The organism is Consotaella aegiceratis (genome assembly GCF_036541425.1).
Lineage (GTDB): Bacteria > Pseudomonadota > Alphaproteobacteria > Rhizobiales > Rhizobiaceae > Consotaella > Consotaella aegiceratis.
In genome coordinates this window covers 1-17,644 of the sequence record NZ_JAZHFT010000005.1, presented here as the reverse complement: position 1 = coordinate 17,644, position 17,644 = coordinate 1, and the positions used below count along the sequence as shown (strand labels likewise).

Sequence of the window (17,644 nt, the reverse complement as noted above, 5' to 3'; positions counted from 1 at the left end):
AATTCGCTCAACCGTCTAATGAAGTGCGGCAATGCGCCAACGCAATGGCGGCAATTTTGCGGGCTCTCCTTCCGGCTGGCCGGGAGGAGACGGCTATCACATAAGTCCGATCTTTCACGGCCGCAGGTATGACAAATTGACCGACCTGGCTGCTAATTCGAACGGCAGCGGTTGCCTTGGCCCGACAAATGAGACTATCTTTGTGCGACACTAGAGGACTAGAATCCCAGTGTCGAGACGTGGAGGCCCGCGAATGGCGATGGTGCAAAGCAAGCCGGTCCTGGCGGTGGAACAGGCCCGGCAAATTAAGCCGAGGACGGCTGCCCAGCGCAGGCGTCGCAACAATCTGGTCGCCTATTCCTTCATCGCCCCGAATTTCATCGGGTTTGCCGTCTTCACCCTCGGCCCGATCATCTTCGCCTTCATTCTGGCCTTCCTGCACTGGGACGGCTCGAATCCGATCCAGTTCGCCGGGCTCGACAACTTCTGGCGCCTGTTTCGCGATTCCGCCTTCATCGCCGCCTTCTGGAACACGATCGTCTACACCGTGGCGACGGTGCCGCTGACGCTGGTCTGCGCGCTCGGCCTGGCGGTGGTGCTGAACCAGAAGGTGTTCGGCCGGAATTTCTTCCGAACGGTGATGTTCTTTCCCTACGTCGCGTCGCTGGTGGCGGTCGCGGTCGTCTGGAACATGATCTTCAACCCCTCCATGGGGCCGTTCAACATGCTCCTCTATACGCTGGGTCTCGATCCGGCGAACATGCCGGGCTGGGCGGCCGACAAGCACTGGGCCATGGTGACGGTCATCCTGTTCTCCGTCTGGAAGAACATGGGCTATTACATGGTCATCTATCTGGCCGGTCTGCAGGGCATCAATCCGGACCTCTACGAGGCGGCCGGCCTCGATGGCGCCAACGCCTGGCAGAAGTTCCGCTATGTGACGATCCCGCAGCTCAGCGCCACGACCTTCTTCGTGTCGATCATGCTGACCATCCAGTGCTTCAAGGTGTTCGACCAGATCTACATGATCACCCAGGGCGGTCCCGGCACGTCGACTCTGGTTCTCGTCTATCACATCTACAACGAAGCCTTCATCTCCTGGGATCTCGGCTATGCCAGCATGGTGGCGGTGGTTCTCTTCCTCCTGGTGCTCGGCGTCACCATCGTGCAGTTCCGTCTGGATCGGAATGCCGATGCCTAGGGGAACCCCGTCGAGAACGGATGCGGCTTCACGGAGGGCAGGATGAAAATCGCCGGACGCAAGGTCAAACTCAGCCGCATCCTGCTCTATGCGGTGCTGATCATCACCGCGATCACCATGCTGATCCCGTTCGTGTGGATGCTGTCGGCCTCGCTGAAGCTCAATAAGGACGTCTTTTCCTTCCCGATCGTGTGGATCCCGCCGCATCCGCGCTGGCAGAACTACGTCGACATCTGGACCAAGATCCCGCTGGCGCTGTTCATCTACAACACCGCCAAGCTGACGGTGATCGTCACCGTGCTGCAATTGCTGACGTCGAGCTTCGCAGCGTACGCGTTTTCCAAGCTGAACTTCAAGTACAAGGAAGCACTGTTCCTCGGCTACATCGCCACCATCGCCATGCCGTGGCAGGTCTACATGGTGCCGCAGTTCATCCTGATGCGCGACCTGGGGCTGAACAACACCCATCTGGCGCTGATCTGCCTGCAGGCCTTCACCGCCTTCGGCGTCTTCCTGATGCGCCAGTTCTACCAATCGATCCCGGACGAGCTGTGCGAAGCGGCGCGCATCGACGGCATGAGCGAGTACCAGATCTGGTGGAAGATCATGCTGCCGCTGTCGAAGCCGGCCCTGTCGACGCTGACGATCTTTACCTTCGTCAACACCTGGAACGACTTCCTCGGCCCGATGATCTACCTGACCAAGACCGAGCTGAAGACGATCCAGATCGGCCTCAGGATGTTCATCTCGCAATATTCCGCCGAATACGGGCTGATCATGGCCGCCTCCGTTGTCGTGCTGATCCCCGTCCTGATCGTGTTCCTGTCCCTGCAGCGCTTCTTCGTCGAGGGCATCGCCTCGGCCGGCCTCAAGGGTTGATGCAAAGAGATCCGATGCCGATCGACATGACCTTTCCGAACAAGCCGCAAATCTCCGACGCGGAGGTGCGGACCGCGCTCGACGGCGCGGTGGCGCAGGTGCGGCGCAATCTGCCGGACTTCACCTTCGTCCAGCAGAACCATTCGAGCGTGGACAATGTCTATCCCGCCACGTCCAACACCCAGTGGACCTGCGGGTTCTGGCCCGGCGAGATCTGGCTCGCCTTCGAGGCGAGCGGCGACCCGGTGTTCAAGCATGCCGCCCAGATCCAGGTGCAGAGCTTCCTCCACCGGATCGAGCGGAAGATCGACGTCGACCACCACGACATGGGCTTTCTCTATTCGCCGACCTGCGTGGCGGCCTGGAAGCTGGCTGGGGACGAGGATGGACGCCGCGCCGCGATCCTGGCCGCCGACCAGCTGATCGCCCGCTTCCATCCGGTTGGCGGCTTCATTCAGGCCTGGGGGGCGATGGGCGCGCCGGAGAACTATCGCTACATCATCGACTGCCTGCTCAACCTGCCGCTGCTCTACTGGGCGACGAAGGAGACGGGCGACGAGGCCTATCGCGACATCGCGCTGACCCACACGCGCACCTGCCTCGCCCATTCGATCCGGCCCGACGGCTCGACCTATCACACCTTCTTCATGGACCCCGAAACCGGCGGGCCCGTCCGCGGCGAGACCTGCCAGGGCTACAAGGACGACTCCTCCTGGGCCCGCGGCCAGGCGTGGGGCGTCTATGGCACGGCGCTCTCCTACCGCTATGAGCGCAGGCCCGAATATCTCGACGCCTTCCGCCGCGTGCTCGCCTACTATCTGTCGCGCCTGCCGGAGGATCTGGTGCCCTATTGGGACCTGATCTTCACCGACGGCAGCGACGAGCCGCGCGATTCCTCCAGCGCCTCGATCGCTGCCTGTGGCTTGCTGGAAATGGCGCAATATGTCGAGCCGGCAGAGGCCGAGGGCTATGTTGCGCTGGCCCGCCGGATGCTGAAGAGCCTCGCCGACCATTATGCCGTGACCGACTCCTCGGTTTCCAACGGCCTGGTTCTCCACGGCACCTATTCGAAGAAGTCCCCCTTCAACACCTGCACGCCGGAAGGCGTCGACGAGTGCGTGTCCTGGGGCGACTACTTCTACATGGAGGCGCTGACCCGGCTGTCGAAGAGCTGGGAGCCGTACTGGTAGCCGCCATGGACCCGAACGTCTTCTTCCATCAGGACAAGCGCTTCTTCATGGCCGGCGCCGAGGATCGCGACCGGATCGCGGCCTATGTGCGCGAGCACTGCGCCGAGGATCTGGAGAAGATCTTCGTCGTCGCCGACGACGTGGCGAACAAGAGCTTCCTGTTCAATCTGCGCTGGGACATGGAGCGCACCTACACGCCGGTGGTCTTCGACGGCGCCATCGACTGGCTGCACCAGCCGGGCGACGATCCGGAGTGGATCTTCGCCTTCAACCGGATGCGCTTCTGGATCTGCCTGGGCCAGGCCTATGCGGTGACGAAGGACGAAAAATACGCGCGCGCCTTCGCCGAGCAGCTCGTCTCCTGGATCGACACCGTCAAGCGCGACGATCCGCGCTGCGAAAAGGCCTGGCGCTCGATCGAGGCCGGCCTGCGCCTGGAATACTGGCTGAAGGCCATGGCCTATTTCGAGGGCAGCGCCGCGATCACGCCGGAGGTGATGGAAAAATTCATCGCCAGCGTCACCGAGCACGCCGAGTTCATCATGGGCGTGTGGAACAGCTACAATTTGATGAGCAATTGGGGCGTGCTCGCCAATCACGGCCTGTTCATCGCCGGCCTCATGCTGCCGACGAACCCGCGCACGCAGGAGTATGTCGCCACCGCGCTCGATCGGCTCGCCCAGGAAATTCGCATCCAGGTCTATGACGACGGCACGCATTGGGAACAGAGCCCGATGTACCACAACGAGGTCGCGCACGATTACCTCGACGTGGTGCTTCTGGCCAAGCGCAACGGCATCGCGCTGCCTGAGCCGATCGAGGAGAAGACCCGCGCCATGTGCCGCGTCGACGCGATCTGGGCCAAGCCCGACGGCCACGAGGTCGCCATGGGCGACAGCGACGACATCGACCTGCGCGACATCGTCACCCGCGGCGCCTATCTGTTCGCCGATCCGGAGATGAAGGCAGCCGGTTATGCGCGGCTCGATTTCGACAGCGTCTGGGACCTGGGATTCGATGCCGTGGGCGAATACGACGCCCTGGCGTTTCGCAGACCCGCCGAGACCGATTTCGCGCTTGGCGACAGCGGCAATTTCTACATCCGCAGCGGCTGGGGCGAGGCCGATACGTTCCTCCACTTCCATTGCGGCACGCTCGGCGCCGGCCACGGCCATTCCGACCAACTCCATGTCGATCTCTTCGCCCATGGCGAGGACATCCTGATCGATCCGGGCCGCTACACCTATGTGGACAAGCCGGAGCGCTACGAGTTCAAGGATTCGGACGCCCACAACACGACCACGGTGGACGGTCGCAATTTCTATGTCTGCACCGATAGCTGGGGCTGTTCGAAGCTCGCCCGCGCGGTCAACCGCCGCTTCGTCTCGAAAGGCGGCTACGGCTATGCCGAAGGCGGACATCTCGGCTATGCCGATCTCGAAACGGGCTCCGTCTTCGTCAATCGCCGGGTGCTGGTGATCAAGCCGGACATCGTCGTCCTCTGCGACGAGTTCTATGCGCACGCCGCCCACACCTATCAGCAGTATTTCCACTTCAACAACGCCGGAGCCGTGACGGGCGAGGGGAGAGCCTTCCGCTACCGCTCGGACAGGAACGACGTGACGCTCGAGCTGGTCGGGGGCGAGCTGGCCGGCTCGGCATTGATCCCGGCGCGCATCTCGCGTCACTACAACCAGGCCGAGGACGCGGTCGCGCTGAAGACAGAGCTTCAGGGCACTGGCTTTGCCAGCGTCTTTACGGTGATCGGCCTCGACAAGGCAGGCTCGGCGGAGGAGCTTGTCGTTGAAAAGCACGCCGTCGCGTCGAACTTCAAGGACATCATCTTCGAGGATCGCCAGATCGAGGCGCTCGGGATCCGAAAGGGCGGGCGGCACTACACTTTGGTGGTCGCTCACGAGGAATATGCCAGCCCCACCGACACCTTCCGGGCCGACGGCTGCACGGGGTTCGGCGAGGTCGTGGTCTTCGACCGGGCGGCGGGCGAGACCTCCATCGGCACGGCGCTCGTTCGGTGACCGGTGCCATGACAGCCGCAAAGACACAGCCGGCGACGACGGCAGACACCAGGGTTCGAGTTCGGGATTGAGCGATGGCCAGCATCACGTTCAAAGACATTCGCAAGACCTACGGCGAGAACATCACCGTCGTGCACGATATCAATCTGGACATCGCCGACAAGGAGTTCATCATCCTCGTCGGGCCGTCCGGCTGCGGCAAATCGACGACGCTGCGCATGCTGGCGGGACTGGAGGAGATCACCGCCGGTGAGCTCTATATCGGCGACACGCTGGTCAACGACATCGAGTCGAAGGACCGCGACATCGCCATGGTCTTCCAGAACTATGCGCTCTACCCGCACATGACGGTGTTCAAGAACATGGCCTTCGGCCTGGAGCTCAGGAAGGCGCCGCGCGAGGAGGTCGAGCGCAAGGTACACGAGGCGGCGAGGATCCTCGACATCGAGCACCTTTTGAACCGCAAGCCCAAGGCGCTGTCGGGCGGCCAGCGCCAGCGTGTGGCGCTTGGGCGCGCCATGGTTCGCTCGCCCTCGGTGTTTCTGCTCGACGAGCCCCTGTCCAACCTCGACGCCAAGCTGCGCAACACCATGCGCTCCGAGATCACCAAGCTGCACAAACGGCTGGAGACCACCTTCATCTACGTCACCCACGACCAGGTCGAGGCGATGACCATGGCCGACCGTATCGTCGTGATGAAGGACGGCTACATCCAGCAGGTCGACACGCCGCAGGTGCTCTATGACCATCCCTGCAACATGTTCGTCGCCGGCTTCATCGGCTCGCCGCAGATGAACATGCTGCCGGTGACGATCGAGCGCCGGGGCGAGGCCTTCGTCGCCGTCTTCGGCGATCTGGAGCTGCCGCTGCCCGAACGGGCCACGGCCGAGATCATCGGCCCCTATGTCGGGCGCGAAGTGATCCTCGGCGTCCGGCCGGAAAACCTGCACGACGAGCAGTCGTCCTACATGCAGGCGCCAGGCACCAAGCCGTTCGACGCCTATGTCGATCTCGCCGAACCGATGGGCTCGGAGGTGCATCTCAACCTGTCCGTCAACGGCCTTCCAATGATCGCCAAGGTGCCGCCGCGCTGCAAGGCGAGGGACGGCGATACCGTGAGGCTCGGCCTCGACTGCGAGACGATCCATCTGTTCGACAAGGAGACCGAGCGCAACCTGTTCGCCTGAAACGGTCGGAGGGGGCGAGACGAAGATCGATGGTGTCGAGAGTCGGGATGGCAGGATTGGGATTTTGGGGACGACGCTTCAACCGGCCGGGGCCGGGCATTCCGAAGGGATTGCCGGCCAGGACCGGACTGGCGCTGTTCGCCGAGATCTTTGCCCGCGAGTGGTGGGAGGTGCTGAAGCTCAACCTTCTGTTCGTGCTGGCCTGCCTGCCGATCGCGACGATCCCGGCGGCCCATGCGGCCATGACGCGGTTGACGCTCACCATGGTGGAGGACAGGAACCACTATCTCTGGCGCGATTTCTGGAGCGCTTTCGTCAGGCATGGCTGGCGCGCCAGCGCGCTCGGATGGCCGCTCGTCGCGCTGCTGTGTCTGGCGGCCTACGCGGCCTACATCTATGCCCAGCTGGTGCCGCTCAACGGGGTGTTCGCGTTTCCCTGCGCGATCGCCGGTGTGGCCTTCTGCGCCCTGGCCGTTATCGGCTTTCACCTCTTCCCGCTGCTCGTCTTCAACGAGGATTTGCCGGTCGGCAGGCTGCTGCGCGTCGCGTCGATCGCGGCCTTCGCCAATTTCCCGCTCGGCCTGCTGGCGCTGCTGGTCACCGGGGTGACCTGGGTCGTCTATGTCCTGTTCTATCCGCTCAGCGTGCTGCTGCCGCTGGTCTTCAATTTCGCGTTCTCGTCGCTGGTCGCGACCTTCTGCGCCGTCGCGCCGCTCAAGCGCTATGGTCTCGAAGGAGGGATCGGATGATCGGGTTTCGGGAAACGGGTTCCGCTTCGGCGGGAGGAGGCTGGCCGTCCAGCCGTCATGTCCGCGACGGCGTCGGCACCGCGCCATCGCGATCCAAGGAATGATCAAGCCAGCGCCGATGGGGCGCGCAATTGGGAGACCGTGACAATGAAAAAGACGCATTCTCTGGCGGCGGTCGCCGCCGTGGCCTTGATGGCCGGATTGGGAGCGGGGCCGGCCGCCGCACAGGACGCCCCGGTCACCATCCACTGGGCCCTGTGGGACTGGGACGCCACCGCCTACTACCAGCCGCTGATCGAGGCCTATGAAGCTGAACATCCGAATGTGACGGTGGACCATGTCGACCTCGGCTCGACCGACTACAACATGATGCTGAGCACCCAGCTCACCGGCGGCGCTTCGGACCTCGACGTCATCACCGTCAAGGACACTCCGGGCTATGCCACGCTGGTCAACGCCGGACAGCTCCTCGATCTGTCGTCCTTCATCCAGGGCCAGAACATCGATACCGCCCAGTACAGCGGCATCGTCGAGCAGCTCCAGATCGATGGCAAGCCCTACGCCCTGCCGTTCCGCTCGGACTTCTGGATCGTCTACTACAATAAGGACCTGTTCGATAATGCCGGCGTCGACTATCCGACGAACGACATGACCTTCGACCAGTTCGCCGATCTCGCCCGCAAGCTGACCACCGGCTTCGGTCCGAACAAGATCTACGGCACGCTGTTCCACATCTGGCGCAGCCCGGTCCAGCTCTATGGCATCCTCGACGGCCAGCACACGATGGTCGACGGCGACTACGGGTTCCTCAAACCCTGGTACGAGAAGATCCTCGCCCTGCAGGAAGAGGGTGTCGTGCCGAGCTATGCTCAGCTCAAGACCTCGAGCACCCACTATTCGGCGCCCTTCTACAACAGCACGGTCGCCATGCTGCCCATGGGCTCCTGGTTCATCGGCACGCAGATCGCCAAGGTGAAGTCGGGTGAATCCAAGGCCACCAACTGGGGTATCGTCAAATATCCCCATCCCGAGGGCATCCCCGCCGGAACCACGCTGGCGACCCTGGCGACCCTGGGCGTCAACGCGGCATCTCAGCATCAGGAGGCCGCACTGGACTTCCTGAAGTTCGTGACGGGGCCGGAGGGCGCCAAGGTGATCGCACAGACGGGGACGCTGCCGGCGATCCGCGACGAGGCCGTGCTCGACACGATCACCTCGCTCGACGGCTTTCCGCAGGATAAGAACAGCCGCGAGGCGCTGCAGACCGAGCAGACCTATCTCGAAATGCCGATCCACCCGAAGAGCGCCGATATCGAAGTGGTTCTGAACCGCGCTCACGATTCCATCATGACCGACAACGAAACGGTCGACGAAGGGATCGAGGAGATGAACAAGGGCGTGGCGGAAATCCTGTCGCGCTGAGCTTTCGTTCGGCCGGGGTCCGCATGGGATCCCGGCCGATACACCGCCGCGAGGCGGAAAGGGTAGCCGGATCCATGGATGCCAACGTCGCCGCTCAAGCCTCGGTCCGCTCGGCCCGGCCGCGTGCCTCCGAGGAGATCGTCGTCACCCTGGCCGACAGGATCATCGGCGGCGACGTGGCGGCCGGCGAAACGCTGCCGAGCGAGGCCGACCTGTGCAGCGAGTTCGGCGTCAGCCGCACGACGGTCCGCGAGGCGCTGCACATGCTGACGGCACGCGGTCTCGTGCAGCCGCGTCGACGCGTCGGAACGGTTGTGCTCGACCGTAGCCGGTGGAATTTCCTCGACCCCACGGTGCTGACGCGTCTCAGCCGGTCGCAGGGCGGGGCGGCACTCTCCCGCGCGCTGATCGATGCGCGGCTCGCCGTCGAGCCGCCGATCGCGGAAGCCGCGGCCGGCAAGGCGACGGCGCGGGAAGTGGCCGAACTGGAAACCGCAGTCGATGCGATGGCCGAAGCCCTGCCGGACGACTTCGCGGCCTTCGGCGAAGCGCAAGTCCGATTCCATCTGTCCTTGGTGAGCGCGACCCACAACGCGTTTCTGGGCCATATGCTCAATTCGGTGCGGGCCGCGCTCGATGAGAGCGCGACGCGATCCGCCAGCCTCAGCCTGTCTCATAACCGGCTGATCGACGGCTACCGGCGCATTGCGGAAGCCGTGCGCATGCGCCAGCCCGAAACGGCGCGCGCCGCCATGCGCTCGCTTCTCGAAATTCTGCGCGAAGAAGAGGCGGCCGATCCCAAATCGCGGCGTTGGCCCGGCCGGATCACCGGCTTGGTCTCGCCTTTGGCGGCCGGCGGCACGACGGTCGACGTCGCCGCCCTGCGCCGCGACTTCCGCACGCTCTACGATGCGAGCCCCTGCATCGTGCGGGCTCCCGGCCGAGTGAACCTGATCGGCGAGCACACCGACTACAATGACGGGCTGGCGCTTCCCTTCGCCCTGGAACAGGGCGTGTGGGCTGCGGTGGCGCCGCGCAGCGACCGCCGCGTTGTCGTTCGCACCGACCTCGACGCGATGGCGGTCGAGTTCACCCTCGACGAACACGATCCGCAGCCGCGCCAGGACTGGACCGACTATGTGCGCGGGGTTGCGCTGACGCTGGAGCGCTCCGGTTACTGGCTGACCGGCGCCAATCTCATGCTGCGCGGCAACGTGCCCATGGGCGGCGGTCTCGGCTCGTCGGCGGCGCTGGAGGTTGCCGTCGGCTATGCGCTGCTTGCCAATTCGCAGATCGCCGTCGACCCGCTGCGTCTCGCCCAATGCTGCCAGCGGGCGGAGAACGATTTCGTCGGCATGCGTTGCGGCATCATGGACCAGTATGCCTCGTGCCTTGGGGTCGAAGGCCAGGCGCTGCTGCTCGACTGCCGCGATCTGAGCGCCGAGCCGGTGCCGATCCCGGACCATCTGCGCCTCGTTGTCTGCAACACCATGGTGCGCCACGAATTGCCACGCAGCGCCTACAACGAATTGCGCCGCGAATGCGAGCGCGGCGTCGTCCTCCTGTCGGCGGCCATTCCGGGCGTATCGAGCCTGCGGGACGTGCGGATGGAGGATCTCGAGCGCCATCGCACGATCATGCCGGAACAGACTTTTCGCCTGTGCCGGCATGTGGTGACGGAAAACGCCCGGGTGCGGGCCGCGGCCGACGCCCTGAAGCGGGGCGATTTTCTCCTCTGCGGCCGGCTGATGGTCGAATCGCACCGAAGCAGCCGCGACGATTTCGGCATCAGTTGCCCCGAGCTCGACACGATGGTCGATCTCGCGCTCAAGATCCCCGGCGTCTACGGGGCGCGACTGACGGGTGGTGGTTTCGGCGGCTGCACCGTCAATCTGGTCGAGGCGAGCACGCTCGCCACCTTCTTCGATACGATCAGCAGCGGCTATCATCAGGCGACCGGCATCCTGCCGACGCTCTTCCCCTGCGCGCCCGGCCCGGGCGTCGGGCTGGTGGAGGCTGGCGAGGGCCGGATCGCGGCGCCGGTGCCGGTGCCACGCTGACGGGGCGGATCGATCACGGTCCCGGCCAGCGCAAAAACGCCAGACATGGCCGTACGACGTACGGTTTCAACCGGTGACTGCGTGCCTATCTACGCTGCTTCGGCCTAAATGACCCGCCGAACCAGAAGGACGGATGAAGACCATGGACACGCTCTACGACATTGCCTTGACGCGGATCGACGGCACGCCAGCCAGCCTGGCCGACTATCGCGGCAAGGTGCTGCTTGTCGTCAACGTCGCCTCCAAGTGCGGGCTGACGCCGCAATACGAGGCGCTGGAAAAGCTCTACGAGGCCAGGAAGGGCGAAGGACTTGAGGTGCTCGGCTTTCCGGCCAACAACTTCAAGGGCCAGGAGCCGGGCAGCGAGGCCGAGATCAGCGAGTTCTGCACCTCCGTTTACGGCGTTCGCTTTCCGATGTTCTCCAAGATCTCGGTGGTCGGCGAGGACAAGCACCCGCTTTATCAGGCACTGACGGCGGCGCAGCCGGCGGCGACCGGAGAGGGGCCGTTCCGCGAGCGCCTGGAAAGCAAGGGCAACGCGATATCGAGCGCGCCGGAGGTCCTCTGGAACTTCGAAAAATTCCTGGTGAGTCGCCAGGGTGAGGTCGTGGCCCGCTTCGCGCCCGACGTCACCGCCGACGATCCCCGCGTGACCGCTGCCATCGACGCCGAACTGGCGAACGCCTGACGCCTTAGTCCTGCGCCATGGACCGCGTCGTCGCCGAGCGGTCCGCCAGCCACGACAGAGGCCTTCCGGCCGTTACCCGATGCGCTGCTGGCTCTGGGCGTCGAAGAACACCGTCTTGTCGAGGTTGAAGGCGAGCCGCATGGCGGCGCCGGGCTTGACCCGGGCGTCGGCGCGCAGCCGGGCCACCACCTCCTTGCCGCCCAGTTTGGTGACCGCGAACGTATCCGAGCCGGTCGGCTCCACCACTTCGATCAGGCAGTCGCCCTGGGCGACATGCTGGGCGTTGCGGTCGGCGCTGTCCGGATCGGTCAGCGCCTCGGGCCGGATGCCGAAGATGATATCCTTCCCGGCCGAAGCCGACAGGCGCCCGCTCACCCCGTTGAGCGGCATGCGCAAGGGCTCGCCCTCATGCCGGTCGAGCACCAGGACGGTGCCGTTGCCCCCGGCCTCGACCTTCGCCGGGATCAGGTTCATCGCCGGCGAGCCCATGAAGTCGGCCACGAAGAGATTGGCCGGATCGTTGTAGACCTCTTCGGGCGTGCCGAACTGCTGCAGAACGCCGTCCTTCAAGACGGCGATCTGGCTCGCCAGCGTCATCGCCTCGACCTGGTCGTGCGTGACGTAGACGATGGTGGTGCCCATCGAGGAGTGCAGGCGCTTGATCTCGGTGCGCATCTCGACGCGCAACTTGGCGTCGAGGTTGGACAGCGGCTCGTCGAACAGGAACACCTGCGGCTCGCGCACCAGCGCCCGGCCCATGGCGACGCGCTGGCGCTGGCCGCCCGACAGGTGGGACGGGCGGCGTTTCAGCAGATGGTCGATCTGCAGCATCCTGGCGACCTCGTCGACCTTCTGATCGCGCTCCGCCTTGGGGATGCCGCGCATTTCCATGCCGAAGGCAATGTTTCCCGCCACTGTCATGTTGGGATAGAGCGCGTAGGACTGGAACACCATGGCGATGTCGCGCTTGGCGGGCGCCAGGTCGTTGACCACGCGTCCGCCGATCCTGATTTCGCCGCCGGTGATCGGCTCCAGGCCGGCGATCGTGTTGAGCAGCGTGGACTTGCCGCAGCCTGACGGGCCGACCAGCACCAGGAAGTCGCCTTCTTCGACAGCCAGGTTGATGTCCTTCAGAACCTTGGTGGCACCGAACGCCTTGTCGAGATGGGAGATTTCGAGAAATGGCATGGGGCTCTATCCCTTGACCGCGCCGGCCATCAGGCCGCGGACGAAATATCGGCCGGAGACGATGTAGACGATGAGCGTCGGCAGCGCCGCGATAATCGCGCCTGCGAAGTGGACGTTGTATTCCTTCACGCCGGTCGACGACTGGACCAGGTTGTTGAGCGCCACCGTCATCGGCATGGAATCGAAGCCGGAGAACGAGGCGCCGAACAGGAAGTCGTTCCACACATTGGTGAATTGCCAGATGATGGTGACGACGATAATCGGCCCCGAACTCGGCAGGAGGATGCGGCTGAAGATCCGCCAGAACCCCGCCCCGTCGATCTGCGCCGACCGGATCAGTTCGGTCGGAAACGCCTCGTAATAGTTGCGGAAGAACAGGGTGGTGAAGCCCAGGCCATAGACCACGTGGACGAGCACCAGCCCGCTGATCGTCCCGGCAAGGCCGATCATGCCGAGGATGCGCGCCATCGGGATCAACACGATCTGGAACGGGATGAAGCACGAGAGCAGCATCAGCGAGAAGACGACGTTGGCGCCGGGAAAGCGCCATTTCGTCAGCACGTAGCCATTGATCGCGCCGAGGATCAGCGAGATCGCCACGGCCGGCACCACCATCAGGATCGAATTGATGAAATAGGGCGCGAGCCCCGTGGCCGAAACGCCGATTTGCGCCTCGTTCCAGGCGCTTTTCCAGGGCGCGAACGTCGTGTTCTGAGGCAGGGCGAGCATGTTGCCGCCGCGAATTTCGCTGAGCGGCTTCACCGAGTTCACCACCATGACGAACAGCGGCAGCAGATAGTAGACGGCGAAGAACAGGAGCAGCGCATAAAGCAGCGCCCGCCCCATGCGGTTCGGCCGCGCCGCGGTGGTGGCTGTGTCAGCGCTCATCGGAGCCCCCGATCTCGGCATAGACGTAGGGCACGATCACCGAGGCGATCATGATCAGCATGATCACCGCCGAGGCCGCGCCGACGCCCATGGAATTGCGCGCGAAGGTGTAGGAATACATGAAGGTCGCAGGCAACTCCGTCGCCCGTCCGGGCCCAGCGTTGGTCAGCGCGATGACCAGGTCGTAGGACTTGATCGCCAGATGCGCCAGCACCACGAAGGCCGACAGGAAGGCGGGCCGAAGCTGCGGGATGATGATCCGGCGATAGATCTGGACGCTCGATGCCCCGTCGATCTGGGCGGCGCGCAGGATCTCGGCATCGATGCCGCGCAGGCCCGCCAGGAACATTGCCATGACGAAGCCGGACGATTGCCAGACCGCGGCGATGACGACGCAGTAGATCGCCATGTCGGTGTCCTTGATCCAGTCGAAGCTGAACGACGCCCAGCCCCAGTGGTGGACCACCTGTTCCAGGCCGATGCCCGGATCGAGGAACCATTTCCAGGCGGTGCCGGTGACGATGAAGGACAGCGCCATCGGATAGAGATAGATCGGCCGCAGCACGCCTTCGCCGCGGATCTTCTGGTCGAGCAGAATCGCCAGAAACAGGCCGATCACCACGCAGATCACGATATAGAGGCCACCGAAGATCACCAGGTTCTTGACCGCGATCCACCAGTTCGGCAGGCCCCACAGCCGCTCGTAATTCGCCAGGCCGACCCACCCGTAGCGCGGCAGGATCGTCGAATTGGTGAACGACAGAAAAGCCGTGAACAGGATGAAGCCGTAGACGAAGAGCAGCACGGCCGCAAAGCTCGGCGCCAGCACGAGGCGGGGCAGCCAGCCCTGCAGTCGCGTCCTGACGTCGCGTGCGCGGCTCGGTCTGATGCTTGCTTCCGCGATGGTGGTCATTGTCTGGCCCGTCGGTTCGCTGGCGGTCGCTTGGCGGCGCTGGCCGGAATCCGGTCTCCGGCGGCACTGGCGGCCGGAGACCCGTTTGCGCTGAGTTCTTCAGCGGAGGCCGCTCACTGGGCGCCGGCCACCGCGTTGACGAGCTGCTCGACGGCTTCCTCGGAATCGTACTGGCCGTTGAACTGCGCCGTCACGACGTCGAAGAAGGCGTTCTTGACGCCCGCCGGCGCTGCGTACCCGTGGGCCAGCGAGCCCATCAGCGTGCCGTTGGTGCTGGCTTCCTTGACGTCCTTGATGCCCTTCTTGCCGCACGGACCGAATTCCTCGTCCGAGACGTCGGTGCGGGCCGGGACCGACCCCTTGACCGTATTGAAGGCCACCTGGAACGAGGGGTCTTCGATGGCCGAGGCCAGCTTGAACTGGGCGTCCTGGTTCCCCTCCTGCTCGAACATGGCGAACATGTCGGAGTTGAAGGTCACGTTGCCCTGCGTGCCGGGGAAGCGGAAGCAGACGAAGTCCTTGTCGGCCTCCTGGCCGGCGTTCTTGAATTCGCCCTTGGCCCAGTCGCCCATCACCTGCACGCCGGCCGAGCCGTCGATGACCATTGCGGTGGCGAGGTTCCAGTCGCGGCCCGAGAAATTCTCGTCGACATAGTCGTGAAGCTGCGTCATGCGGTCGAACACCGTCTTCATGGTATCTGATCCGAGCGCTTCCGAGTCGAGGTCGAGGATCGCCTTCTTGTAGAAGTCGGGACCCCCGGTGGACAGCACCACGTTCTCGAACACCGTGGTGTCCTGCCAGGCCTGGCCGCCATAGGCGAGCGGCGTGATGCCCTGCTCCTTGAACTTGTCGAGAAGGGCGATGAATTCGTCCCACGTCGTCGGCTCCTGGCCGCCGGCCTTGTCGAAGGCCGCCTTGTTCAGCCAGATCCAGTTGGTCGAGTGGATGTTGACCGGCGCAGCCACCCAGTGGTCGTCATATTTGGCGAAATCCTGGAGCGCGGCGGGAATAACGTCCCCCCAGCCCTCTTCCTCGGCCACCGGGTCCAGATTGGCGAGAACGTCCTGCTCGGCCCAGTCCGTTACGTCGAAGCCGAGAAGCTGCACCGCCGTGGGCGCATTGCCCGAGGTGACGCGGGCCCTCAACACGGTCATGGCTTCGGTTCCGGCGCCGCCGGCGACCGGCATGTCCTTCCACGTCACGCCTTCCGTCTCGAGATTTTCCTTGAGCACGTTGAGCGCGGCCGCCTCGCTGCCGGCCGTCCACCAGTGCAGCACTTCCACGCTCTCACCGTCGGAGCTCTGGGCATGGGCCGGCCCGAGGATAAGCGTAGCGACAGCGGCGCTCGCGGCGAGCGCCGTTCCAATGCGACGAAACATGAATTCCTCCCAGTTTTCGACGGCCCCTCCAGGCCATCGCTCACTATTACAACGATACAAATTTGGTTTCTGTCAACCCAGGATCGGTGGTTTCTTTCTGCGACCAATTCGGTGCCCACGCTGATGTTCTTGCCCTCAACGCTCATCAATCGATTCGAGCGCCAGACTCTGCTTGATTAATGCAACGTTTTCGAACAGGCTGACCCAACGAATGGGGGAGGACTGCCGTGGCTCAACGAAGCCGGCCGCCGGAAGGGCGGATAACGGGCAGGGAGGGATCGTCGGAAAGGCCGACGCTACGCACCATAGCCAATCTCGCGGGCTTGGCGGTGACGACGGTCTCGCGTGCCCTGCACGACGATCCGGGCATCGCGATGAAGACGCGCGTGCGCGTCAAGGAACTGGCGGCCGAGGTCGGCTATCTGCCGGACCGGGCGGCGCTTCATCTGCGCACCGGGCGGACCTATGTGGTCAGCGTCGTGCTCGATCCTCACGACGAGATCCTGAGTTTCGGCAATTCTTTGATCCGCGGCCTGACCTGGGCGCTGCGCGGCACGCCCTACCATCTGATCGTGACGCCGCATTTCCAGGGAGAGCCGCCGCTCGATCCGGTTCGTCATCTGATCCGCAACAAGATGGCCGACGGCATCATCTTCACCCACACCGAGCCGTTCGACGAGAGGATCCGGATCCTGACGGAGCATGGCGTGCCCTTCGTCAGCCACGGCCGCAGCGAGTTCTCGTTTCCGCATGCCTACGTCGATTTCGACAACAACGCCTTCGCGCTGGAGGCCGCGCGCCGGTTGATCGCCAAGGGGTGCCGTCATGTCGCGATGATCGCGCCGTCGCGTCAGTTCTCGTTCTGCCAGCACATGCGGCACGGCTTCATGACCGCCATCCGCGAGTCGGGGGTCGCCTACGAGATTCCCGACGACCTCGACCTCGACAGTCCGGTCGAAAAGATTCACGCCTATGCCTATGCGGCCTCCCGCCAGCCCGATCCCGTGGACGGCTTCGTCTGCGGCGGCGAAGTGTCCGGTCTCGCGGTGATGGCGGGCGTGACGGATGCGGGACGCGATGTCGGGACCGACGTCCATCTGGTCGTCAAACAAACGTCGGTTGTCTTCGACGAGGTCCGGCCGCGCGTCGACACGATCTACGAGGATCTGACCGAGGCCGGGCAGAAGCTCGGCGAGATTCTGCTGCAAACGATCGCTGCCCCCGAAAATCGCGACCTCCACTTCCTGCAGCCACCCAGCCTGACCTATCTCGACGTCGCCAACGGCGGCGCCGGCGGGCAGGGCGGACCGGAGATCTACCGGGCGTAGCGTTCGCGCTTGCCATGAGGGGAGGCGCGCCTCCCCTCATGCTCGTGATGCTTCCGGTCCCGCCATTGCCATACGCTTCGCTGCCGGCTTCAAATCCGCGGGTAGCGGCATGCAGATTTTTGTGCCGCTGCCGCCGGGCGAAAGAGAAAGATATTTCAGCCATCTCTTTCCCGCAGCAGGCGCGGGTCTCGGCAGGCAACCGCTCTCGCCATTACGATGGCCGACAACTTGAGAGCGGCGTCGCGTGCTTCCGCTGGATGACTCGATCGGCTGCGGATTTGCAGAGTCGCTCGGCCGACGATCGCGATCTTCGGCCGCTGGGCCGGCACGTCATGGGCCGCGCCGGACGCGACAGGAATTGAAGGGCTGCGTTTTGATTGATCGGGTTATGGATTTGGGGAGCGCTTCGGGTTCGACGACGCACCTTGATCGATTGGAGGCGGAGGCGATCCACATCATGCGGGAGGTTGCGGCGGAGTTCCGCAACCCGGTGATGCTGTATTCGATCGGCAAGGATTCGTCGGTGATGCTGCACT

At 64.1% G+C, this 17,644-nt stretch carries 14 protein-coding genes and 1 pseudogene; 11 read left to right on the top strand and 4 right to left on the bottom strand.

Annotated features, from left to right (window positions below):
* Nucleotides 1–259: 259 nt before the first annotated feature.
* The 9 genes from SMD10_RS05450 (at nucleotide 260) to SMD10_RS05410 (ending at nucleotide 11,412) form a co-directional block, all read left to right on the top strand.
* Nucleotides 260–1,201, top strand: a complete 942-nt coding sequence (locus tag SMD10_RS05450; protein ID WP_331684766.1) for a carbohydrate ABC transporter permease — start codon at nucleotides 260–262, stop codon at nucleotides 1,199–1,201.
* 42 nt (nucleotides 1,202–1,243) lie between these two features.
* Nucleotides 1,244–2,080: a carbohydrate ABC transporter permease gene (locus SMD10_RS05445; RefSeq protein WP_331684644.1), complete on the top strand. Its 837-nt coding sequence runs from the start codon at nucleotides 1,244–1,246 to the stop codon at nucleotides 2,078–2,080.
* A gap of 14 nt (nucleotides 2,081–2,094) precedes the next feature.
* On the top strand, nucleotides 2,095–3,270 hold the full coding sequence (locus SMD10_RS05440) for a glycoside hydrolase family 88 protein (RefSeq protein WP_331684643.1): 1,176 nt from the start codon (nucleotides 2,095–2,097) through the stop codon (nucleotides 3,268–3,270).
* Between the two features lie 5 nt (nucleotides 3,271–3,275).
* A complete protein-coding gene (locus tag SMD10_RS05435; protein ID WP_331684642.1) occupies nucleotides 3,276–5,306 on the top strand; it encodes an alginate lyase family protein in 2,031 nt (676 codons plus the stop codon).
* 74 nt (nucleotides 5,307–5,380) lie between these two features.
* Complete coding sequence (locus SMD10_RS05430; protein ID WP_331684641.1) at nucleotides 5,381–6,493, top strand: ABC transporter ATP-binding protein; 1,113 nt, start codon at nucleotides 5,381–5,383, stop codon at nucleotides 6,491–6,493.
* Nucleotides 6,494–6,522: 29 nt separating this feature from the next.
* A complete protein-coding gene (locus SMD10_RS05425) occupies nucleotides 6,523–7,242 on the top strand; it encodes a YesL family protein (RefSeq protein WP_331684640.1) in 720 nt (239 codons plus the stop codon).
* A 147-nt stretch (nucleotides 7,243–7,389) separates the two neighbouring features.
* Nucleotides 7,390–8,664: an ABC transporter substrate-binding protein gene (locus SMD10_RS05420; protein ID WP_432757190.1), complete on the top strand. Its 1,275-nt coding sequence runs from the start codon at nucleotides 7,390–7,392 to the stop codon at nucleotides 8,662–8,664.
* Nucleotides 8,665–8,738: 74 nt separating this feature from the next.
* Nucleotides 8,739–10,724, top strand: a complete 1,986-nt coding sequence (gene galK / locus SMD10_RS05415) for a galactokinase (RefSeq protein WP_331684639.1) — start codon at nucleotides 8,739–8,741, stop codon at nucleotides 10,722–10,724.
* A gap of 142 nt (nucleotides 10,725–10,866) precedes the next feature.
* Nucleotides 10,867–11,412 (top strand): glutathione peroxidase, encoded by a 546-nt coding sequence (locus SMD10_RS05410; RefSeq protein WP_331684764.1) that lies wholly within the window; start codon nucleotides 10,867–10,869, stop codon nucleotides 11,410–11,412.
* A 72-nt stretch (nucleotides 11,413–11,484) separates the two neighbouring features.
* Here the strand turns inward: SMD10_RS05410 and SMD10_RS05405 are convergent, their stop codons facing one another.
* The 4 genes from SMD10_RS05405 to SMD10_RS05390 form a co-directional block, all read right to left on the bottom strand.
* On the bottom strand, nucleotides 11,485–12,600 hold the full coding sequence (locus SMD10_RS05405; protein WP_331684638.1) for an ABC transporter ATP-binding protein: 1,116 nt from the start codon (nucleotides 12,598–12,600) through the stop codon (nucleotides 11,485–11,487).
* Nucleotides 12,601–12,606: 6 nt separating this feature from the next.
* Nucleotides 12,607–13,488 carry a carbohydrate ABC transporter permease gene (locus SMD10_RS05400; protein WP_331684637.1) on the bottom strand — a complete coding sequence of 294 codons (882 nt, stop codon included), beginning with the start codon at nucleotides 13,486–13,488 and terminating at the stop codon, nucleotides 12,607–12,609.
* Complete coding sequence (locus tag SMD10_RS05395) at nucleotides 13,478–14,401, bottom strand: carbohydrate ABC transporter permease (protein ID WP_331684636.1); 924 nt, start codon at nucleotides 14,399–14,401, stop codon at nucleotides 13,478–13,480. Before SMD10_RS05395 ends, SMD10_RS05400 begins: the two co-directional genes overlap by 11 nt.
* Before the next feature lie 113 nt (nucleotides 14,402–14,514).
* Nucleotides 14,515–15,780 carry an ABC transporter substrate-binding protein gene (locus SMD10_RS05390; protein WP_331684635.1) on the bottom strand — a complete coding sequence of 422 codons (1,266 nt, stop codon included), beginning with the start codon at nucleotides 15,778–15,780 and terminating at the stop codon, nucleotides 14,515–14,517.
* Between the two features lie 227 nt (nucleotides 15,781–16,007).
* Between SMD10_RS05390 and SMD10_RS05385 the strand changes: the two genes are divergently transcribed.
* Together SMD10_RS05385 and SMD10_RS05380 are read left to right on the top strand one after the other, a co-directional pair.
* Nucleotides 16,008–17,108, top strand: coding sequence for a LacI family transcriptional regulator (locus SMD10_RS05385; protein ID WP_331684634.1), 1,101 nt, complete (start codon nucleotides 16,008–16,010; stop codon nucleotides 17,106–17,108).
* 244 nt (nucleotides 17,109–17,352) lie between these two features.
* A pseudogene (locus tag SMD10_RS05380) lies at nucleotides 17,353–17,644 on the top strand (hypothetical protein); the annotation flags it as partial.